This window comes from Weizmannia sp. FSL W8-0401 (assembly GCF_038009125.1).
Classification (GTDB): Bacteria; Bacillota; Bacilli; order Bacillales; family Bacillaceae_C; genus Weizmannia; species Weizmannia coagulans.
Map to the genome: position 1 here is coordinate 1,778,322 of NZ_JBBPAG010000001.1, position 20,225 is coordinate 1,798,546.

20 protein-coding genes are annotated in these 20,225 nt (G+C 50.2%); 2 read left to right on the top strand and 18 right to left on the bottom strand.

Annotation, left to right across the window (positions count from 1 at the left end; all coding sequences use genetic code 11):
• Positions 1 to 125: 125 nt before the first annotated feature.
• The 8 genes from NSU00_RS08605 to NSU00_RS08640 form a co-directional block, all read right to left on the bottom strand.
• On the bottom strand, positions 126 to 563 hold the full coding sequence (locus NSU00_RS08605) for a BrxA/BrxB family bacilliredoxin (RefSeq protein WP_019720627.1): 438 nt from the start codon (positions 561 to 563) through the stop codon (positions 126 to 128).
• A gap of 266 nt (positions 564 to 829) precedes the next feature.
• On the bottom strand, positions 830 to 1,741 hold the full coding sequence (gene pfkB, locus NSU00_RS08610) for a 1-phosphofructokinase (protein WP_013859588.1): 912 nt from the start codon (positions 1,739 to 1,741) through the stop codon (positions 830 to 832).
• A 212-nt stretch (positions 1,742 to 1,953) separates the two neighbouring features.
• The gene (locus NSU00_RS08615) at positions 1,954 to 3,234 is read right to left on the bottom strand and encodes a dihydrolipoamide acetyltransferase family protein (RefSeq protein WP_327076742.1); all 1,281 of its coding nucleotides are present in this window, start codon (positions 3,232 to 3,234) and stop codon (positions 1,954 to 1,956) included.
• Between the two features lie 24 nt (positions 3,235 to 3,258).
• On the bottom strand, positions 3,259 to 4,242 hold the full coding sequence (locus NSU00_RS08620; protein WP_013859590.1) for an alpha-ketoacid dehydrogenase subunit beta: 984 nt from the start codon (positions 4,240 to 4,242) through the stop codon (positions 3,259 to 3,261).
• Between the two features lie 11 nt (positions 4,243 to 4,253).
• The gene (locus tag NSU00_RS08625) at positions 4,254 to 5,243 is read right to left on the bottom strand and encodes a thiamine pyrophosphate-dependent dehydrogenase E1 component subunit alpha (RefSeq protein WP_013859591.1); all 990 of its coding nucleotides are present in this window, start codon (positions 5,241 to 5,243) and stop codon (positions 4,254 to 4,256) included.
• A gap of 23 nt (positions 5,244 to 5,266) precedes the next feature.
• Complete coding sequence (gene lpdA, locus NSU00_RS08630) at positions 5,267 to 6,679, bottom strand: dihydrolipoyl dehydrogenase (protein WP_340702694.1); 1,413 nt, start codon at positions 6,677 to 6,679, stop codon at positions 5,267 to 5,269.
• 22 nt (positions 6,680 to 6,701) lie between these two features.
• Positions 6,702 to 7,805, bottom strand: a complete 1,104-nt coding sequence (locus NSU00_RS08635) for a Leu/Phe/Val dehydrogenase (RefSeq protein WP_029142209.1) — start codon at positions 7,803 to 7,805, stop codon at positions 6,702 to 6,704.
• The gene (locus NSU00_RS08640; protein ID WP_340703597.1) at positions 7,730 to 7,984 is read right to left on the bottom strand and encodes a hypothetical protein; all 255 of its coding nucleotides are present in this window, start codon (positions 7,982 to 7,984) and stop codon (positions 7,730 to 7,732) included. The genes NSU00_RS08635 and NSU00_RS08640 overlap by 76 nt, the downstream gene beginning before the upstream one ends.
• A gap of 232 nt (positions 7,985 to 8,216) precedes the next feature.
• Between NSU00_RS08640 and NSU00_RS08645 the strand changes: the two genes are divergently transcribed.
• On the top strand, positions 8,217 to 9,440 hold the full coding sequence (locus tag NSU00_RS08645) for an IS110 family transposase (RefSeq protein ID WP_237349286.1): 1,224 nt from the start codon (positions 8,217 to 8,219) through the stop codon (positions 9,438 to 9,440).
• Between the two features lie 416 nt (positions 9,441 to 9,856).
• Here NSU00_RS08645 and NSU00_RS08650 read toward each other — a convergent pair whose 3' ends face one another.
• Together NSU00_RS08650 and NSU00_RS08655 are read right to left on the bottom strand one after the other, a co-directional pair.
• Complete coding sequence (locus NSU00_RS08650; protein WP_013859594.1) at positions 9,857 to 10,009, bottom strand: helix-turn-helix domain-containing protein; 153 nt, start codon at positions 10,007 to 10,009, stop codon at positions 9,857 to 9,859.
• A gap of 44 nt (positions 10,010 to 10,053) precedes the next feature.
• Complete coding sequence (locus NSU00_RS08655) at positions 10,054 to 10,503, bottom strand: Fis family transcriptional regulator (RefSeq protein WP_235962410.1); 450 nt, start codon at positions 10,501 to 10,503, stop codon at positions 10,054 to 10,056.
• A gap of 107 nt (positions 10,504 to 10,610) precedes the next feature.
• On the opposite strand from NSU00_RS08655, the gene NSU00_RS08660 reads away from it, so the two are divergent.
• Positions 10,611 to 10,853 carry a DUF2627 domain-containing protein gene (locus tag NSU00_RS08660; protein ID WP_340703598.1) on the top strand — a complete coding sequence of 81 codons (243 nt, stop codon included), beginning with the start codon at positions 10,611 to 10,613 and terminating at the stop codon, positions 10,851 to 10,853.
• A gap of 9 nt (positions 10,854 to 10,862) precedes the next feature.
• Here the strand turns inward: NSU00_RS08660 and NSU00_RS08665 are convergent, their stop codons facing one another.
• The 8 genes from NSU00_RS08665 to NSU00_RS08700 form a co-directional block, all read right to left on the bottom strand.
• Positions 10,863 to 11,606 carry a glycerophosphodiester phosphodiesterase gene (locus tag NSU00_RS08665; RefSeq protein WP_061565220.1) on the bottom strand — a complete coding sequence of 248 codons (744 nt, stop codon included), beginning with the start codon at positions 11,604 to 11,606 and terminating at the stop codon, positions 10,863 to 10,865.
• Between the two features lie 123 nt (positions 11,607 to 11,729).
• A complete protein-coding gene (gene spo0A, locus NSU00_RS08670) occupies positions 11,730 to 12,515 on the bottom strand; it encodes a sporulation transcription factor Spo0A (protein WP_061566875.1) in 786 nt (261 codons plus the stop codon).
• Positions 12,516 to 12,681: 166 nt separating this feature from the next.
• A complete protein-coding gene (gene spoIVB, locus NSU00_RS08675; RefSeq protein ID WP_019720618.1) occupies positions 12,682 to 13,965 on the bottom strand; it encodes a SpoIVB peptidase in 1,284 nt (427 codons plus the stop codon).
• A 179-nt stretch (positions 13,966 to 14,144) separates the two neighbouring features.
• The gene (recN, locus tag NSU00_RS08680) at positions 14,145 to 15,848 is read right to left on the bottom strand and encodes a DNA repair protein RecN (protein WP_340702696.1); all 1,704 of its coding nucleotides are present in this window, start codon (positions 15,846 to 15,848) and stop codon (positions 14,145 to 14,147) included.
• 17 nt (positions 15,849 to 15,865) lie between these two features.
• Complete coding sequence (gene ahrC, locus NSU00_RS08685; protein WP_013859601.1) at positions 15,866 to 16,315, bottom strand: transcriptional regulator AhrC/ArgR; 450 nt, start codon at positions 16,313 to 16,315, stop codon at positions 15,866 to 15,868.
• 163 nt (positions 16,316 to 16,478) lie between these two features.
• A complete protein-coding gene (locus tag NSU00_RS08690; RefSeq protein ID WP_013859602.1) occupies positions 16,479 to 17,303 on the bottom strand; it encodes a TlyA family RNA methyltransferase in 825 nt (274 codons plus the stop codon).
• Complete coding sequence (gene dxs, locus NSU00_RS08695) at positions 17,304 to 19,205, bottom strand: 1-deoxy-D-xylulose-5-phosphate synthase (protein ID WP_061566878.1); 1,902 nt, start codon at positions 19,203 to 19,205, stop codon at positions 17,304 to 17,306. It lies immediately after the preceding gene.
• A gap of 148 nt (positions 19,206 to 19,353) precedes the next feature.
• A complete protein-coding gene (locus NSU00_RS08700) occupies positions 19,354 to 20,223 on the bottom strand; it encodes a polyprenyl synthetase family protein (protein WP_019720614.1) in 870 nt (289 codons plus the stop codon).
• Positions 20,224 to 20,225: the final 2 nt, after the last annotated feature.

The following is a 20,225-nucleotide window of genomic DNA, read 5'->3' on the forward strand; positions in this document are numbered from 1 at the left end:
TTTTTCTTTAGTATGCATCCCGCATGCCAGTTCATGCATACGGAAAGTGCGCTTTACACCCGGGACACCGCCCCTGTTAAAAAAAGCCTTCCCCTTTCCAGAACGGAAGGAGAAGGCTTCCCGCATTACAGTTCTTCACAGTATTCTTCAAACATTGCCTGCAGCTCAGCCACGACAGCCGCTGGGTCATGCCCTTCGATCTGGTGCCGTTCAATCATTTTCACAATTTTGCCGTCTTTTAAAAGTGCGAAAGATGGGGAGGACGGCGGATAACCGGTGAAATAGCTGCGTGCCCTTGCCGTTGCTTCTTTATCCTGGCCAGCAAAGACGGTTACAAGCTGGTCCGGGCGCTTATCATAATGGATGGCGTGCGCCGCAGCCGGCCGTGCAATGCCCCCTGCGCAGCCGCACACAGAGTTGACCAAAACAAGTGTCGTCCCTTTTTTGGAAAACGCTTCGTCCACTTCTTCCGGCGTCCTCAGTTCCCGGTAGCCGGCTTCTACTGCCTCTTCACGGGACATGCGCACGACATCGTTCATATAAAGATTAAAATTGACAGACATGCCACTCATCCTTTCATTCTACTTTAAAGCTAATCATAGCAGGTTTTCACGCTGCTTTTCAAACATTCTGTTTGCAGCCGCCACTTTTCTCTTATTTTACGCATGAAAACGAAAAAAATAGCCGGAAAGCGTTTATTTTTCCAAAAAACCGGGTAAAATGACAGTACATCTAGATCCATACCCCTAAACTCCCTAGATGCTTTGGATGGCGCCTCATGCGCTATCCCTTTTTTATGCAAAAAAACCGGGGCATCCCGGTTTCCGTTTTATAAAGATTGGACATGGACCTGTCCGAGAAGCGATTCTGCTTCTTGCTTTGTGCAAAGTTCCATGGAAAATGCCGTCGCAGAACCGCAGGCAACCCCAAGCGCAAACGATTCTTTGTACGATTTCCCTTTTGCCATCCCGCTTATAAACCCGGCCACAACCGAATCGCCGGCGCCGGCAGAATTTTTTACCTTCCCTTTCGGCGCTTGCGCAAAATAGGATACTTCCTTGTTCAAAAAGAGCGCGCCTTTTTCCGCCATCGAAACGATCACATTTTCAACGCCCATGTCAAGCAGGCGGCTGCCGTATTGTTTCGCTTCTTCGGGCGTTTCGACTTTCACGCCGAAAATTTCGCCGATTTCATGATGGTTCGGTTTGATCAAAAACGGGCCCGTTTTGATGACATGGCCGAGCGATTCGCCGGAAACATCTGCAATCACGCGGATTTGCTTTTCACGGCATTTTTGAATGAGGCCGGCATAAATGGATGGCGGGAGGGAACTTGGGATGCTGCCGGAAAACAAAATGGCATCCTCTTTGTCCAGGCTGTCGATTTTGGCAAGCAGCCGGTCCAGCTCAGCTTCCGAAATAGAGGGCCCCATTCCGTTGATTTCCGTTTCCACACCGGATTTTAATTTTATATTGATCCGCGTGTCGCCTGAAACTTGGACAAAATCTGTTAAAATACCTTCCGCTTTAAGAAAATTTTCAATGTAGCTGCCGGTAAAACCGCCGAGAAAACCGAGTGCCGTGGAATCAACGCCCAGCCTTTTCATGACGCGCGAGACGTTGATGCCTTTTCCGCCCGGAAACTTAGTGTCCATCACGGAACGGTTCAATCCGCCAAGCTCAAAATGTTCCACCTGTACGATGTAGTCAACAGACGGATTCAGTGTTACCGTATAAATCATTTTTTACACAACCTTTGCTTTGGAGATCATTTTTAGTATTCCCCTTTTTGATGGCAATCGTTCCCCGCCTGCACGATTGCAAGCGGTGCATCCGGTCGTTATTTTACCTTCAAAAACAGTAAAAATCAATTAAAATCGTTCAAAAACAATCAGTTTTGATAAATCGCCACATTTCCAACATAGAAAAACCCGCTTCATCAGCGGGCATTTCATTAATAGAGCGGTGCCGTTTCCGGTGTGACCGCCTCTAAAATCTCTTTGACGCGCTTTAAGAAGCGGCCGGAGACGAGTCCGTCCAAAATGCGGTGGTCAATCGACAGGCAAAGGTTCACGATATCGCGCGCCGCAAACATTCCCTCTTCCATGATGACAGGGCGTTTGACAATCGACTCAACCTGGAGGATGGCAGCCTGCGGATAGTTGATAATCCCCATCGACTGCACCGAACCGAATGACCCGGTATTATTGACGGTAAAGGTGCCGCCTTCCATGTCTTCCGGGGCAAGTTTCCCGGCGCGGGCTTTTTGCGCCAGCACAGCAATTTCATGGGCAATGCCTTTGATCGATTTTTCATCGGCATGCTTTATGACCGGCACGTACAACCTGTCTTCGGCGGCAACGGCGATCGAGATGTTGACATCATGTTTCTGGATAATGGCATCCCCGGCCCATCTGGAATTGAGCGCAGGATACTCTTTCAGCGCCCGGGCAACGGCTTTGACAAAAAAGGCAAAGTATGTCAGGTTAAAGCCTTCGCGCCGCTTAAACTCTTCTTTTACGGCCTCCCGGTAGCGGACAAGGTTCGTAACGTCCGCTTCGACCATCATCCACGCATGCGGAATTTCCTGTTTGCTGCGTGCCATATTGTTCGCGATCGCTTTACGCACGCCGGTAACCGGAATCACCATATCTTCTTCTGCAGCTTCCCGTACAGGCTGAGGCCGGGAAGCAGGCGGCGTATGCCGGGCAGGTTCCGGTTTTGAAGGTGCGGGTTTTGCCGGTTCCGGTTTTGAAGGTGCCGGTTCTGCCTCATTCCCCCTGCTTTCAATGATTTTCAACAGGTCTTTGCGCGTAATCCGGCCTTCCCTTCCCGTTCCTTTGACCCGGTTCAAGTCAATGCCGTATTCCTGGGACAGTTTTAAAACGGCCGGGGAATAGCGGACTTTTTTCCCTTTTTCCGCTTCCGGCTCCGGCACCGCAGCATCCGGATCCAGGCCCGGTTCCGCTTCAGGCCGGGCAATTGTTTCACTTGATCCGGTTTTGACCGTGCAAATGACTTCCCCGACAGCAACGGTTTCGTCTTCCGAAGCGATCAGTTCCACGATTTCCCCTTCAAACGAAGAAGGCACTTCGGCATTGACTTTGTCTGTTAATACTTCACAAAGCGGATCGTATTTATGGACATGATCGCCCGGGGATACAAGCCACTTGCTGATGGTCCCTTCCGTCACACTTTCCCCGAGCTGCGGCATCGTAATGTTTTCTATCGCCAATTGGCACCCTCCTATCCTGCAATTCTAAAATTCGGCCAGTTCCCGCATTGCTTTTTCGACTTTTTCGGGATTGACCATAAAATATTTTTCCATCGACGGCGCATACGGCATCGCCGGAACATCCGGCCCGGCCAGGCGCATGATCGGGGCGTCCAGGTCAAACAGGCAGTTTTCCGCAATGATCGCAGCAACTTCGCCGATAATGCTTCCTTCTTTATTGTCTTCCGTGACCAGCAGCACTTTCCCTGTTTTGGCAGCTGCCTCGATGATTGCTTCTTTGTCGAGCGGATAAACGGTGCGCAAATCGAGAATATGTGCTTCGATCCCGTCTTCTCTAAGCTTTTCCGCAGCCTGGAGGGCAAAATGGACGCAAAGCCCATACGTGATCACCGTAATATCCGTTCCTTCCCTTTTCACTTCGGCCTTGCCGATCGGGAGCACATAATCGTCATCCGGCACTTCGCCTTTAATCAGGCGGTACGCGCGCTTATGTTCGAAAAAGAGAACCGGATCATCGTCCCGGATTGCGGCTTTCAGCAACCCTTTTACGTCATAGGGGGTGGACGGCATGACAATCTTCAACCCCGGCTGATTTGCAAACACCGATTCAAGCGACTGGGAGTGGTACAGCGCCCCGTGGACGCCGCCTCCGTACGGTGCACGCACGACAAGCGGGCATTGCCAGTCATTATTGGTACGGTAGCGGATTTTCGCCGCTTCCGAAATAATCTGATTGACAGCCGGCAAAATAAAATCGGCAAACTGGATCTCGGCAACCGGCCGCATCCCGTACATCGCAGCCCCTACGCCGACCCCGGCAATCGCCGATTCAGCGAGCGGCGTATCGATGACTCTTTCAGCGCCGAACTGCTCGTATAATCCGGCCGTCGCCTTAAATACCCCGCCTTTTTTTCCAACATCTTCGCCGAGCACAAATACTTTTTCGTCCCGTTCCATTTCTTCCCGCAATGCTTTTGTAATTGCGTCAATATATGAAATGACAGCCATCGTTCTCCTCCTTACTCCCCGTAAACAAACCGGAGCGTATCTTCCGGTTTGGCATACGGCGCTTTTTCGGCGTAATCGGTTGCCTCATTGACGGTTTGCATGACGCGCGCATCGATTTCTTTTTCTTTTTCCCCGTCAAGAAGGCCCGCCTCTTTTAAGTACCGGCTAAATAAAACAACCGGATCTTTTTCTTTTGCCGTCTTCACTTCTTCCTGCGCACGGTAGCGGTCATCATCATCGGAAGAGTGCGGTGTAAAGCGGTAAACAAGCGTTTCGATTAAAGTCGGCCCTTCCCCGCGCCGGGCACGGTCCGCCGCTTCTTTGACCACCTCATAGACAGCGAGCGGATCGTTTCCGTCAACCGTCACACCCGGCATGCCATAACCGATCGCCCGGTCGGAAACGCGCGGGTTCCCGAGCTGCTTTTCAATCGGGACACTGATGGCATACTGGTTATTTTCGCACATGAAAATGACCGGCAGCTTGTGGACCGCGGCAAAATTCGCCCCTTCATGGAAATCGCCCTGGTTGGATGATCCTTCCCCGAAAGTGACAAACGTAACAAAATCCTTTTTCTCCATTTTGCCTGCGAGCGCAATTCCGGCCGCATGCGGTACCTGTGTCGTTACAGGGGAGGACTGGGTGACGATTCTGTTTTTCTTCTGCCCGTAATGGCCCGGCATTTGCCGGCCGCCCGAATTCGGGTCTTCCGCTTTGGCAAACCCGGAAAGCATAATGTCGCGCGCGGTCATGCCGAAAGCGAGCACAACCCCGAGATCGCGGTAATACGGCAATACATAATCTTTTGTCCTGTCAAGTGCAAAAGCAGCGCCGACCTGGGCTGCTTCCTGTCCCTGGCAGGATACGACAAACGGAATTTTGCCGGACCGGTTTAAAAGCCACATCCGTTCATCCACCTTGCGCGCAAGCAGCATCGTTTCGTACATTTCCAATACTTCCTGGTCGCTTAAACCTAAACTTTTATGCCGATTTTCATTCATTGTCTTCACTCCTTATCCAAAAGCTACGCATGGATTTCAAGCCCGTCTACTGCGAGTGCCGCCTCCCCGATCGCTTCGCTTAGCGTCGGGTGCGGATGGATACTCATTGCCACCTCCCACGGCGCCGCATCCAAAACGCGTGCAAGCCCGGCTTCTGAAATCATGTCTGTTGCATGCGGCCCGATGATATGTACGCCTAGCAGATCGTCGTTTTTTGCGTCTGCCACGATTTTGACAAAGCCGTCCGGTTCCCCGTAGACAAGCGCTTTGCCGACTGCCTGGAACGAAAACCGGCCGATTTTTACATCATATCCTTCTTCTTTTGCTTTCTCTTCCGTCAGGCCGACGCTGGCAATTTCAGGATTGGAATACACACATTTCGGCACCATGGTGTTATCAAGCGGGTCCACACTTTTTTCGGCGATGTGGTCCGCCGCAATGATGCCTTCCCTTGCTGCTGCATGGGCAAGCTGCAACCCGCCGATGCAGTCCCCGATCGCATAAATATGGGATTCTTTTGTCTGGTAAACTTTATTGACCTTAATGACGCCGTTTTCGATTTCAATATCCGTATTTTCAAGGCCGATATTTTCCGTGTTGGCCAGCCGGCCGACCGATAATAAAAGCTTATCTGCTTCAAACGTCTTTCCGTCTTCCGTACCGACCCGCACCTTTTTGCCCCCTGTCTGGAGGGAAGATGCATTGAATGCGGTACCGGTAAAAACGGCAACCCCTTTTTTCTTCAAAAGGCGCGTAATTTCTTTTGAAATGTCGCTGTCCTCTCCCGGCAAAAGGCGCGGGGAAGCTTCAATGACCGTCACCTTTACGCCAAAATCGGCAAGCATCGATGCCCATTCCACACCGATCGCCCCGCCGCCTGCAATCAGGATCGACGCGGGGAGTTCTTCCATTTCAAGCGCTTCGTCAGACGTCATCACATATTCCCCGTCGACGGCAAACCCGGGAAGAACCCGCGGGCGCGAGCCGGTCGCAATGATTAAATTTTTCGGGAGGAGCATCTCATTATCCGCACCCGCGCCCTCTATTGAAACTGTTCCTGCTACCGGCGAAAAAATGGAGGGGCCAAGGATTCTCCCGGTGCCTTCATACACATCAATTTTCCCTTTTTTCATCAAGGATTGGACGCCGCGGTGCAATTGCGCCACAACTGCGTTTTTCCGTTCCCGGATTTTTGCAAAATTCAAGGCGGCATCGCGGACATCCACGCCGAAATCGGCGCTTTTTCGGACCAGCCGGTATACTTCCGCGCTTCTTAACAGGGTTTTTGTCGGAATGCAGCCTTTATGGAGGCAGGTGCCACCAAGTTTTGATTTTTCTACAATTGCTGTTTTCAGCCCGTTTTTTGCTGCGCGGATGGCGGCCACATAGCCGCCTGTTCCGCCGCCCAAAACAACGACATCGTATTCTTTTGCCAATGTTGTTCCTCCTTCACTTGCATTACCGCGGAAGCCTTTTTTCGAGCACGTGTTTATTGTGCGGCAAAAACTGTGAACGTGCGCGGGAAACTTTTGCAATCCGTTCTTCCGCCATCCGGTCTGCCGCCAAATAGGACGGGATCCCGTCGCGTTTTGAAATGTCGATGACTTTCTGTACATTATAGTAGACTTGCTCGACTTTTTTCATCGCTCTTTCCCGGTTGTAACCGTACAGTTCGTCAGCTACATTGATCACCCCGCCGGCATTGATGACATAATCAGGCGCATAAAGAATGCCCATTTCATGCAGCCGGTCGCCGTGCTTCGGTTCTTTCAACTGATTATTTGCAGACCCCGCAATCACTTTTGCTTTCAGCTGCGGAAGCGTTTCATCATTCAAAATGGCCCCGAGCGCGCATGGGGCAAAAATATCACAGTCCTGGGCGTAAATGTCAGCTGGGTCCACTGCTTTTGCCCCGAAAGCCTCAACAGCCCGTTTTACCGCCTCCGTTGAAATATCGGTCACAATAAGGCGGGCGCCTTCTTCGTGCAAATAGCGGCACAGTTCAAATGCAACATGGCCGACACCCTGGACGGCTACGGTTTTCCCCTCAAGCGAATCACTTCCGAATGCTTCTTTTGCCGCGGCTTTCATGCCGACATAGCAGCCGTACGCCGTGACAGGCGAAGGATTCCCGGATGAACCGTACGTTTGTGAAACGCCTGTCACAAAATCGGTTTCCTCATGGATGACATCCATATCTTCAACAGTGGTGCCGACATCTTCAGCTGTAATATAGCGTCCCCCGAGCCCCTGGATGAACCGGCCGAACGCCCGGAACATTTCTTCATTTTTGTCTTTGCGCGGATCACCGATGATGACGGCTTTCCCTCCGCCAAGATTGAGCCCGGCGGCAGCGTTTTTATACGTCATCCCCCGTGCAAGCCGCAATGCATCTTCAATGGCGGCTTCTTCCGTTGCGTAAGTCCACATTCTCGTGCCCCCGAGCGCCGGCCCGAGCGTTGTATCGTGTATGGCGATCACCGCTTTTAATCCGGATGCGTCATCATGGCAAAACAGCAGTTGTTCATAATCGTATTTTCGCATATAATCAAAAATTTCCAATGGATTTCCTCCTCGTATAATAAGTTTAAATCCAAAGTGGATGTCAATTTCCAGTTCATTCTGCTGCTCATTGACAAGTGAATATAAGATTTTGTATTCCGGGCGAGCCCGGAATACAAGTTCGGACTTGGACGCTTCGCGATGTTCCCGGATAATGGTCTTAGGATCGTTTGGGTCAATGCTTCCCCTCCTTGTAGCCTGACTACTCGAAAAGTCTGCATCCCCAGGTTCTTGCTTGAACGTCTAACCCGTAGGCCGTTCCTCCGGATCTCCGTGCTGGAAATGAGCAGTTCCAGGCAGCCCACGGCCCGGATGAGTTCTCATACGCGAGGCTGACAGATCGGCAAGCCATCTGGGGATATCCCGAAGCGTCCGATTCCATCGATCCCAATACAGAGAGGAGGAAATCATATGCCCTTATTTGTCGGTATTGACGTGAGCTCCAAAAACCTCGATGCCTGCCTGATGGATGGAATGGGGGAAACGTTGGCCACCCAAACGGTGACAAACAATCTTCCCGGTGCCTCTGAGTTAAGAGACACCATCCTCCAACATGCGGAGGCGGATGACACCATCCAGATCGCCATGGAGGCCACATCTGTGTATAGTTGGCACCCGGCAATGTTTTTCCATGAAGATCCCGAGCTGAAACAGCGTCGTACAAAGGTGTTTACCCTGAATCCGAAGCTGGTGAGAAATTTCAAAAAGGCTTATGCCGAGATGGACAAGACCGATCCCAAAGATGCCTGGGTAATTGCGGACCGCTTGCGTTTCGGGAGATTGCCGAAATCCGTGATTCAGTCAGAACAATACCTTGCCCTTCAACGGTTAACACGGATGCGCTATCACCTGATTCAAAGTTTAACCCGGGAACAACAGGTATTTTTGAATCATCTGTTTTTCAAATTCAGTGCCTTTAACCTTGAAGTGGATACATCGGTCTTCGGCCATGCCATAACGGAATTTTTGCTTGAGGCCTATAGCCTCGATGAAATTGCCCAAATGCCTCTGGAGGACTTAGCGATGTATCTCCAGACCAAAGGCCATGGCCGCTTTAGCGATCCCGAGGATTTGGCCGCATCCATCCAAAAAGCTGCCCGGTCCTCTTACCGGCTTTCTAAATGTGTGGAGGATTCGATTGACTTGGTCCTGGGCAGTTCTATTGAGATCATCCGGCATCTTAAACGCCAAATCAAGGATTTGGATAAGGCGATTGCCCGCGTTCTTGATGGAATCCCGAATACCCTCCAGACCATTCCGGGAATAGGCCCGGTGAGCTGTGCTGGGATTCTCGCTGAAATCGGCGACATTGAGCGCTTTGACGACCAAGCCGCGATCGCAAAATTTGCCGGATTGTTCTGGCCCCGCCACCAATCGGGTGATTTTGAGGCTGATGACAAAATGCTTGCGCGTACAGGCAATCGTTATCTCCGGTATTACCTGGTTGAGGCTGCCAATCTGGTCCGGCGACACGAACCTGAGTACCGCGCCTTTTACCAAAAGAAATATCGTGAGGTGCATAAGCACTCACACAAACGCGCCCTCGTCTTAACGGCAAGAAAACTGGTGCGCCTGATCGATGCGCTGCTCCGCAACGATCAAATTTATGCGCCGAAAAAGAAGGTGACGCGATGAGGTAACCAGGTAACCATCATCGATAGCCTGAACTTGAAAACTTCCAGATTATTCCAATTATCTGGAGGCTTAGTTCAGTATTGCCATTTTTATGACATAGAGCCAACAAAATTTCCAATTCACTTGTTTTTAACCCTTGACATCACACCGTAGGACTTTTCCGCAAGCAAAGCTGTCAGAAGGCTGAACCGGCATTTTTGCGGCTGTAAAACGGACATCCCGATGCCTCTTTTTAAAACGGCACACCGCTTTTTCCGGGATCACGGGCCAGCCTTCACTGTTGAAAATGCAAAAAGAATGCCACTTTCGCATTGTTTTCCTGTTTCCGCTTTTCATGCAGAAATGGCGAAAAGAGCGGGGCTTAAAAAAATAAACTTCCGTTTACCAGTTTGCTACTTTTTGCACGAATATGCAAATTATTGCATGCTGATTTTTGCAAGCCGGTATTTTTCCAATTTATAGTACAGGCTTCTCAGTGAAATGCCAAGCTGCTTTGCCGTATTCGTTTTGTTTCCGGCATTTTCTTCGAGCGCTTTTTGGATCAGCTGCTTTTCAAAAGCGGACAGCATTTCATCGAGGCTGCCTTTTTCGGGTATGTCGGCCGCTCCTTGCTTTAGATGATCCTGCCGTTTTTGTCAATCACCGTCATGCCTTCTGCCGTCGACTGAAGGATGAGCGCATGTTTTTTTGTTTCACTTTCCAGCTTTCGGATTAAGGCTTCTTTTTTCTCCAGCAATTTCGCAATTAAATAGGCGACACTGCCGGGAATGACAATCCGGCCCGTGCACGCTGCAACGATTTCATGAAAAACTTGCTCATCCCCGGTTACCTCAATGATAATATCGACATGGGGGCCTGAAAAAACGCGCCAGTTGTTACCGGTTTGAACGCCCATGTTTTTAGCAAGCCGGATCCCCTCCGCCTGCGGATTGAGATCAACGATGCCGGCCACACGGAACCGTGCGCTTTCGGACAATATTTTTAAAATCGCTTTTCCGCCTTTCCCCCGCCAACGATTAAAACATTTTGCATCGCTGCTCCCCCTTTTCGTGCTGGTCTCCACGATTTTATTTTATTTTATTTGAAAGGGCTTACATTTACAATGGGCTGCATTGCCTGCGCCCAAACCCGGGTGTTATAATGGTGGAAACGGTTTAAAGGGGGGCCGGAATGGGCAGGCTGGTGGCACTTTTTGTATTGGCGGTGCCGGTCATCGCCGCCGCTTACGGGATCAAATGGATGCGGGATATGGTTTTTGGGATTCCAGACCGCCCGTTTCCCTCGCTGACGCTCCAGTTTCTGGCCGGGCTTTTGTTCTCTGCCGGCGGCATTGCCTTTATTGCCGGATTTATTCTGCACCGGGACAGAAAGCGCCAAAAGGTACAGAAACGTTTCAGCAAACCATCAAAATAAAGCATCCGGCTATTGCCCGGATGCTTTTTCCCGTTCTGCTTTTCTTTCCTGTACCGCGATTTCCGGGAAATCCGTGATGATTGCCGTGCAGCCGATTTTAAACAGCCTTCTCATATCTTTCGCTTTATTCACTGTATACGGCCTGACTGCAATACCGTGGTTCATGGTGGCGCGGATGATCCAGTCGGCCGTTGTCAAAAGACGCGGATGGATCGCTTTTGCCCGGATCGATTTCGCGTAGACCCATGGCATAAACATCACCTCCGAATACAGCGGGGCAATCTCCACTTCAGGTGCCAGACGGTGGCATTGAATGATGGAATAGTGGTTAAAGGAAGAAAAAATGACCCTTTCTTCCAAATGGTATGCCCGGATTAACGAAACAGCTTTTTCCTCGATCAGCGGATAATCCACTTTTGCCGTCTTCAGTTCAATATTGCAGAGAAGCTGGTTTTGGGCGAGCCATTCAAAAACTTCTTCAAGTGCCGGGATGCTTAGCGGCTTGCCGGTTTCGAACCGGTCAATCACATCCAGCGACTGCAGTTCAGCAAACGTTAAATCTTTCACATACCCTTTGCCTTTTGTCGTGCGATTGACCGTTTCATCATGAATGACGACCAGTTCGCCGTCTTTTGACAACTGAATATCCAGTTCAATCCCGTCCGCTCCGGCCTTTTCCGCTTCAAAAAAAGCTTCCATTGTGTTCTCCGGACGTGTGCCTGCCGATCCCCGATGGGCAAAAATAAACGTCACTCGATACACATCCTTTGTTTATTTCGTTCATCATTATATATTCCCCGAACAAGAAAAGCGTAACCTTTTGCGCACGGGATCCGGCCGGTACAACTCACTGCACCGGCCCCTTTCCCTTTCCTTTCAGGAAGCTTTGTGTTCGAGGCGGAGTTTATCAGCGACCATGGCAATGAACTCGGAGTTTGTCGGCTTTGCTTTGGTCATGGAAACCGTATAACCGAATAAGGAGGAAATGGATTCGATATTTCCCCTGCTCCATGCCACTTCTATCGCATGGCGGATGGCGCGCTCAACACGGCTGGCAGTGGTATTGTATTTCTTTGCAATTTCGGGGTATAACACTTTTGTAATCGAGCCGAGCAATTCAATATCATTGTACACCATTGCAATCGCTTCGCGTAAATACATATAGCCTTTAATATGGGCCGGCACGCCGATTTCATGGATAATGCTCGTAATGCTTGCATCGAGATTGACAGGCTTTGATTCCGCTTTGGAAGCTGCCATGCCGGGCGATGATTTCAGCACGGAGCCTTTTTTGCTTGTCTGCCGGATTTGCGAAACAAGCATGTCCATATCAAACGGTTTCAGCACAAAATAGGATGCGCCCAGTTCCACCGCTTTTTTCGTCACATCTTCCTGGCCGAAAGCCGTCAGCATGATGACGTTCGGCATCCGGGAATAAGCCGATTCTTTCAGTTTCTCGAGCACGCCGAGCCCGTCCAGATGTGGCATAATAATATCCAAAAGCAAAATATCGGGGTCCGCCTCTTTTAACCGTTCAAGGCATTCCGTCCCGCTGTAGGCCGTTCCGCAAATTTCCATGTCTTCCTGCTGGGATATATAATCTTCTAACAATCGAACAAGTTCACGGTTGTCGTCTACAATAAACACTCTGATTTTTTTCACTGCCACTGTCCTCCTCAAAAAAATAGCCATATCTCTGTACAAGAATAAGTTTCGACAATGGCGGAAAATTTCCTGCTTTTTTATTTATTATTTTTTGTTGAAAACCGGGATGCCGTAAATCGCCCGGACAAAACGTCCTCACGCATTATAATGATAGATAAGTGCATTATTCTTTAAAAGCGGAAGGGGACCTGCCCCCTCCGTAAATGCCTGCCTCATGGAGCATCCATTCGATATGGACGCCGTATCCGGATGTCGGGTCGTTGACAAACACATGCGTTACTGCACCGACAAGCCGCCCGTTCTGGATGATCGGGCTCCCGCTCATTCCCTGGACAATGCCACCCGTTTTTTTCAGCAATTCCGGGTCGGTAATTTTGATGACCATCCCTTTTGTTGCCGGAAATTTTTGCGGAATGGAGCTGACAATTTTAATCGAATAGGCTTCCACTTTTTTCCCGTCCACAACCGTTAAAATTTTTGCCGGACCTGTCTTTACCTGGTCTGACAGTGCGATCGGCATCGGTTTTGCGTATGTGCTGTCTTTTGCGTCCGGATCCAGCTGTCCAAAAATGCCGAACGGGCTGTTTTTCGTTATATTGCCGATTTGACCTTCTTCGGTAAAACGCGCCAATTTTTCTCCCGGGCTTCCGTTTTTGCCTTTTTCAATCGACGTTACGACTGAATTGACAATCCTGCCTTTTTCGACGACGATCGGTTTTTTTGTATCCATGTCGGATATGACATGTCCAAGGGCGCCATATTTTTTCGTTTTCGGATCGATAAACGTCATCGTGCCGATTCCCGCAGCCGAATCCCGTATATAAAGCCCGAGTTTATACGACTGCCCGTTTTTATCTTTTAACGGCTTTATCGTTTTCCGGATGGTTTGTCCATCCCTTTTAATGACAGTCTCGAGCGGTTTTCCTGTTTCCCCTGCCTGCTGGACAATCGGTGCAATATCGGACATATTTTCGATTTTTTTCCCGTTCAATTCAAGGATCATGTCCCCAACTTCGATTCCGGCCTGTTCACCGGGAGAAAACTTCCCTTTGTCCGTCTGCACAAGGTGATGGCCGACGATAAGGACGCCGAGCGTATTCAGCTTTACGCCAATCGACTGGCCGCCGGGAATCATCTTAATATTTGGATGCACTTCTACTTTCGTTTTTTTGATCGGGATGCCTGCCAGTTCAAGAAACATTTCTTCCTTCCCGGCTGACTTCCCTTTTATGGAAACCGTATGTTGATGCGCATGAATTTCCGCGCTGTTTCCGCTTGCCATTACGGCGGCAGCAGCGGATTTAGAAAGCTCGGTTTGCTGGCCTTCCAGTAAGCGAACTTGCTTCGGAAAGTGAAGATATTGTTGAAAAGGCTGCGAAAAAACGCATAATAAAAGTGAAACAAGGAGAAATCCGCCTGTCAGCTTCCTTATTTTTTCAAAGTTCAAACATTCCACTCTCCTCGCTTCCGGTTCACCCTGTTTGTTTAGCCTTTGTTTGTTTTGGCTATGATTTTAATTTAGCCTTGAAGCGTTTTAAATATAACAGTGCCTGCGGGAAAAATGCTGCCCAATCTGGATAGAAAGGGTCCGGCTCCACCATTTTTCCAAATAGGCGGACCGGACCCTTATTTTATCGCTTCGGCCAGTTCGAGGAGCTCTTTCGCATGCTGTCTTGTCAGCTCTGTCATTTCAACACCTGAAATCATGCGGCCGATTTCTTTAATTTTTTCTTCCTGCCCTAAAGGCTTCACTTTTGTCCGCGTTCTCCCCTTTTCGGTTTCTTTCATGATCAGCAGATGCGTGTCCGCCATGGCGGCAACCTGCGGCAGATGGGTAATGCAAAGGACTTGCGAATGGACCGAGATATGGTAAATTTTTTCCGCAATCGCCTGTGCTACGCGGCCGCTTACGCCGGTATCCACTTCGTCGAAAATGACGGAAGTGATCCCCTGGTGCCGGGAAAAAATCGTTTTTAATGCCAGCATAATCCGCGACAATTCCCCGCCTGAAGCAGTTTTTGCGAGCGGTTTTAGCGGTTCGCCCGGGTTGGTGGAAATGTAAAATTCAACCTGATCGAGCCCGTCGCGCCTAAACGGAATGTCATCCGCCTCATAATAATCATCAGCAGCGGCAAGAAAACGGACTTCAAACTTTGTTTTATCCATATACAGCTGCTTTAATTCGGAATGGATATTTTCAGTCAGCTTTCCTGCCCATTTTTTGCGCAAATCGCTGAGCTGCTTGGCTTCCAAATAAAGATCGCGTTTTACCGTCTGCAGTTCTTCTTGCAAAAGCTCTACATGATGGTCGCGGTTTACGATCGATTCAATTTCTTCTTCAATTTTGGACCCGTATTCCAGAATTTCTTCGATCGTGCTGCCGTATTTTCGTTTTAACTGGTTAATCTCATTCAGCCGCGCTTCAATCACGTTAAGCCGTTCCGGGTCAAATTCAAGCCCGTCAAGCCGGGAACGGATCGAGCGGGACATGTCTTCGAGCGTATAAAAACAACTTTGGACGGATTCCAAAATGTCAGAGAGCCCGCCATCCACTTCGGCCGCGGTTTCAAGATGGCTCATGGCAAGGCTGAGCCAGTCGAGGCCGTGCTGTTCCCCGGCAAGCGCTTCATACCCCGTGTTCAATGATTCAAACAGCCGTTCAAAATTGACGAGTTTTCGTTTTTCTTCCGCTAATTCCTCGTCTTCATGCAGCCTCAGCCCTGCGTTTTGGATTTCCTCATGCTGGAACTGGATGAGGTCAAGGCGCTGGGCAAGCTGCTGGTCGTTTTCATTCATTCTTTTTAACCGCCCGTAAACGGCTTCGTATTTTTTATATAATTTTTCGTAATCAAGGAGGGCCGTTTCGATCTCGCTTTGCCCGTACTGGTCAAGCAGCGGCAGATGGTACGTTTCGTTCAGCAGTTCCTGCGTTTCGTGCTGGCTGTGGATATCAATTAAAGTCGACCCGATTTCGCGCAGCACCGAAATCGTCACAAGTTTTCCGTTGATGCGGCAGACGCTTTTCCCTGTTTTCGATATATCGCGCTGCAAAATCACCATGCCTTCCTCAATCTCAATGCCGAATTCGCGGGCGCGCTCCATACACGGATGGCCGTCTTCGACCAGAAATAAACCCTCAATCTCAGCACGGTTTTCCCCGTGCCGGACAAACTCCGATGACCCTCTCCCGCCTGTTAAAAGCTGGATCGCATCGATAATAATCGATTTGCCGGCACCGGTCTCCCCTGTCAGGACAGTCAGCCCGGCTTCAAATGAGAGGGTTAGCGCATCAATAATGGCAAAATTTTTAATCGATAATTCCTGCAGCAATCAAACATCACCACTTTCTACAGCAACTCCAAAAAACGTTGCGAAACCGTTTCGGTCTCATCGTGATTTTTGCAAATGATCAAACATGTATCATCCCCGCACAAGGTGCCGATAATTTCTTCCCAATCCAGAATATCAATCAAAGCGCCGATTGCATGCGCGTTGCCGGGCAACGTTTTCAACACGATCAGGTGCCCGGCTGTATCAATGCTAACGAACGCATCCGTCATCGCCCGTTTCAGTTTCTGCATCGGGTTAAAGCGCTGGTCGGCAGGCAGGCTGTATTTGTACCTGCCGTTATTGAGCGGCACTTTGACAAGATGAAGTTCTTTTATATCCCTTGAAATGGTGGCCTGTGTCACATTAAAGCCGGCATTCCGCAAATGCTCGACAAGCTCGTCCTGTGTTTCGATATCATAATTGGTAATCACTTCCCTGATTTTGATCAAGCGCTGTCCTTTATTCATATCCTCACCTCAAGGATGCTCTTTTGTAAATATGCATCTACTTGTATGTTAGCGCATTTACAGGCAAATGTACAAGCAGCTTTTATCCGTAAACGGGCTTTTTTCCGGGTGCGAAACGCCTTTATTATAAAACAGCCTACCGGTTATCCAATAGGCTGCCAAATTATCCCTTCCTGAGTGCGGCATGGGCTTCTTCCACCACATCTTTTACGGTTACGCGCAACCGGTTGGCGCCGCCTTCTGTTTGGCCGGCGGGCTGGACGAGGTGGATTAAAAATTCAATATTTCCTTCCCCGCCTGTAATCGGCGAGAAGGAGAGGTTTTCCACCGAAAAGTTTTCCCGTAAGGCAAGCTGGATGATTTTTTCAATCACTTCGCGATGGACCTTTTTATCTTTTACAATCCCCTTCTTGCCCACCTGACCGCGCCCCGCTTCAAACTGTGGCTTAATCAGGGCGACAACATCGCTTCCAGGCGCAAGGAGCGTTTTTAATACCGGGAGGATCAGGGACAGGGAAATAAAGGACACGTCAATTGAGGCAAATTCCGGAATGCCCTTTGTGAAATCCTGTGGGGTAACATAGCGGAAATTTGTCCTTTCCATAACAACGACCCGCCCGTCCTGGCGCAGCTTCCATGCGAGCTGGTTATAACCGACATCAAGGGCATAAGACATTTTGGCGCCGTGCTGGAGGGCACAGTCGGTAAACCCCCCGGTCGAAGCGCCGATATCGAGGACAATTTTGCCTTTTACATCAAGGCCGAACACTTCCAACGCTTTTTCCAGTTTCAGTCCGCCCCGTGAAACGTACGGAAGGGGCTTCCCTTTTATGATGAGCGGCGCATCTGCAGCAATTTTTTCACCCGGTTTATCAAGGCGGGTCTCATTTGAAAAGACAAGCCCCGCCATTACCGCCCTTTTTGCTTTTTCTCTTGTTTCCATTAATCCGCGTTCTACGAGGAGAACGTCCACCCGTTCTTTTTTCATTTAAAATGAAGCCTTTCTTTGCTGTTTTTGAGGCAATATCTGCCGGACTTCCCGAATCAGCCGGTCCTTTGTCAGCCCAATTTCCTGCCACAATTCTTTTACGCTGCCGTGCTCGACAAAGCGGTCGGGAATGCCAATGCGGCGAATGATCCGGTCAGAGAAGCCGCGGTCACCCGCAAATTCCAGCACTGCGCTGCCAAATCCGCCGGCAAGCACGGCCTCTTCTACGGTCAATACCGGCATCCCGGTGTTGAAAACAGATTCGAGCATCGCTTCATCAAGCGGTTTGATAAAGCGCGCATTGACCACTTTAACCGATACCCCTTGCTTTTGCAAAAATTTCGCTGCTTCCATGGCCATCGGGATCGTCGTCCCGAATGTGAGAATGCACACGTCATTTCCTTCTTTCAGGACTTCCCAGGTGCCGAGCGGGATTTCCTTCAGTTCTTCATCAAGCGCCACGCCAAGGCCGTTGCCGCGTGGAAACCGCATGGCGATCGGCCCGCTGTCGTATTTTAAAGCCGTATAGACCATATGCCGGCCTTCATTTTCGTCTTTTGGCATCATTAACACCATATTGGGCAGGCTGCGCAAAAAAGCAATGTCAAACACGCCCTGGTGGGTTTCGCCATCCGCACCGACAAGGCCCGCCCTGTCGATCCCGATGAAAACATTTAAGTTTTGCCGGCAAATGTCGTGCACAACCTGGTCATACGCCCGCTGCAGGAATGTCGAATAAATTGCCAGAAACGGCTTCATGCCCTGGGTTGCAAGCCCCGCAGCAAAAGTGGCGGCATGCTGCTCGGCAATCCCGACATCATATACCCGCTCGGGGAGCTCCTGCTGGAACCGTTCCAGCTTCGAGCCGACTGTCATCGCAGGCGTAACCGCAACAATGCGCGCATCTTCCTTTGCAAGGCTAAGGACGGTATCACTGACGAGTTTGCTCCAGGCAGGAGGGGCATCCGCCGGTTTGATAAAATCGCCGGTTTCAATTTTATACTGCCCGGTGCCGTGCCAGGCGCCTTTCGTATCGTTCTCGGCCGGTTCATACCCTTTTCCTTTTTTGGTAATGACATGCAAAAGAACCGGGCCTTTCGTCTTTTTCGCATACTGGATATTTTCGAGCAATGCCTCAAAATGATGGCCGTCAACGGGGCCTAAATAAGTGAAACCGAGTTCTTCAAAAAAAATACCGGAGACAAGCAAATACTTCAATGAGTCTTTCAGCCGTTCCGCAGTGGCCGCAAGCTTTCCGCCGACAGCCGGAATTTTTTTCAGCAGGAACTCCAGTTCATCTTTTGCGCGCCGGTATTTATTTGCCGTCCGCAGTTTGCCGAGCACCTGGTGAAGCGCGCCGACGTTCGGGGCAATCGACATTTCATTGTCATTCAGCACAACGATGATATCCCGTTTTTCATGGCCGATATGGTTGAGCGCTTCAAATGCCATGCCGCCAGTCAGCGCGCCGTCTCCGATCACCGGGACAATATACGATTTTTCTCCTTTTAAATCGCGGGCGACCGCCATGCCCATCGCGGCGGACAAGGAAGTGGAACTGTGCCCGGTTTCCCAGACATCATGAATGCTTTCGTCCCGTTTCGGAAACCCTGAAAGCCCGTGGTATTGGCGCAATGAACCGAACTCTCCGGCCCGGCCGGTTAAAATTTTATGCACATACGACTGGTGCCCCACGTCCCAGAGGATTTTATCATTTGGGCTGTCAAAGCATTTATGCAGGGCAAGCGTCAATTCCACGACACCAAGATTCGGCCCGATATGCCCGCCGGTCTCAGACAGTGTTTCAATCAAAAAACGGCGGATTTCCGCGCTCAGTTGTTTCAATGCGGGGATGTCCATTTGTTTCAAAAAGGACGGGTCCTTGATCGATTCAAGATCCAATGCGGATCACTCGCTTTCCTCATCAATGTACGGCATCACTTACATCTATTATAAACAATCAACGCGTTTAGACAAGAAATACCTCATTTAAACAAACGCCGCCGGTTTTGCCGTTCCGGCCGTTCGTTTTGCGCCAAATGAACGACCGTTAATGGTCCCGCGTTTCGATCATCCCCGTCAGTTCCATTAGGGCGCCAGTTTCGGCGCCGGTTTCTGCGAGGCACTGCTTTGCAAGGCGGGTATGGCGCCTGAGTTCTTGTTTGGCGCCCTCAAGTGTTAAAAGAGCCGGATATGTACTTTTATGGCGGGATTCGTCGCTGCCGACCCGCTTGCCGATTTTTTCCTGTTCCCCCTCGATATCCAATATGTCATCCCGGATTTGAAAAGCGAGGCCGAGATGATCGGCAAATTGCCCGAATTTTTCCAGCTGCTCTGTTGACGCGCCGCCAATCAACGCGCCGGCAAGCACGCTGAAACGAAGCAGTTTGCCGGTTTTGTGGGCATGGATATATTGCAGTTCCCCGAGGGTCAGTGTTTTATTTTCGCCTTCCATATCCGCCACCTGCCCGGCGACCATGCCTTCCGGGCCCGCAGATTTTGCAAGGAGCGCAATCAGTTTTACCTTCAAAGCGTCATCCAAACCCGGATCTTCGGCAATCAGCCCGAAACTGTACGTCAAAAGGCCGTCGCCGGCAAGAATCGCCACCGCTTCGCCAAATACTTTATGGTTGGTCGGCTTTCCTCTCCGCAAATCATCATCGTCCATTGCCGGGAGGTCATCATGGATCAGGGAATAAGTGTGGAGCATCTCGACTGCACACGCGGTCTGCATGCCCCGCCCAACCGGTTTGCCGAGTGCGGATACGGTTGACAGCAAAAGAAGGGGGCGGATCCTTTTTCCCCCGGCCTGGAGGGAATAATGCATCGCGTCTTTTAATACAGCCGGCGCATGGAGATCCGCGATATATTGTGCCAGGTGTTTTTCAATTTTTTTCACATCATACGCAGGCTTCTGCACGG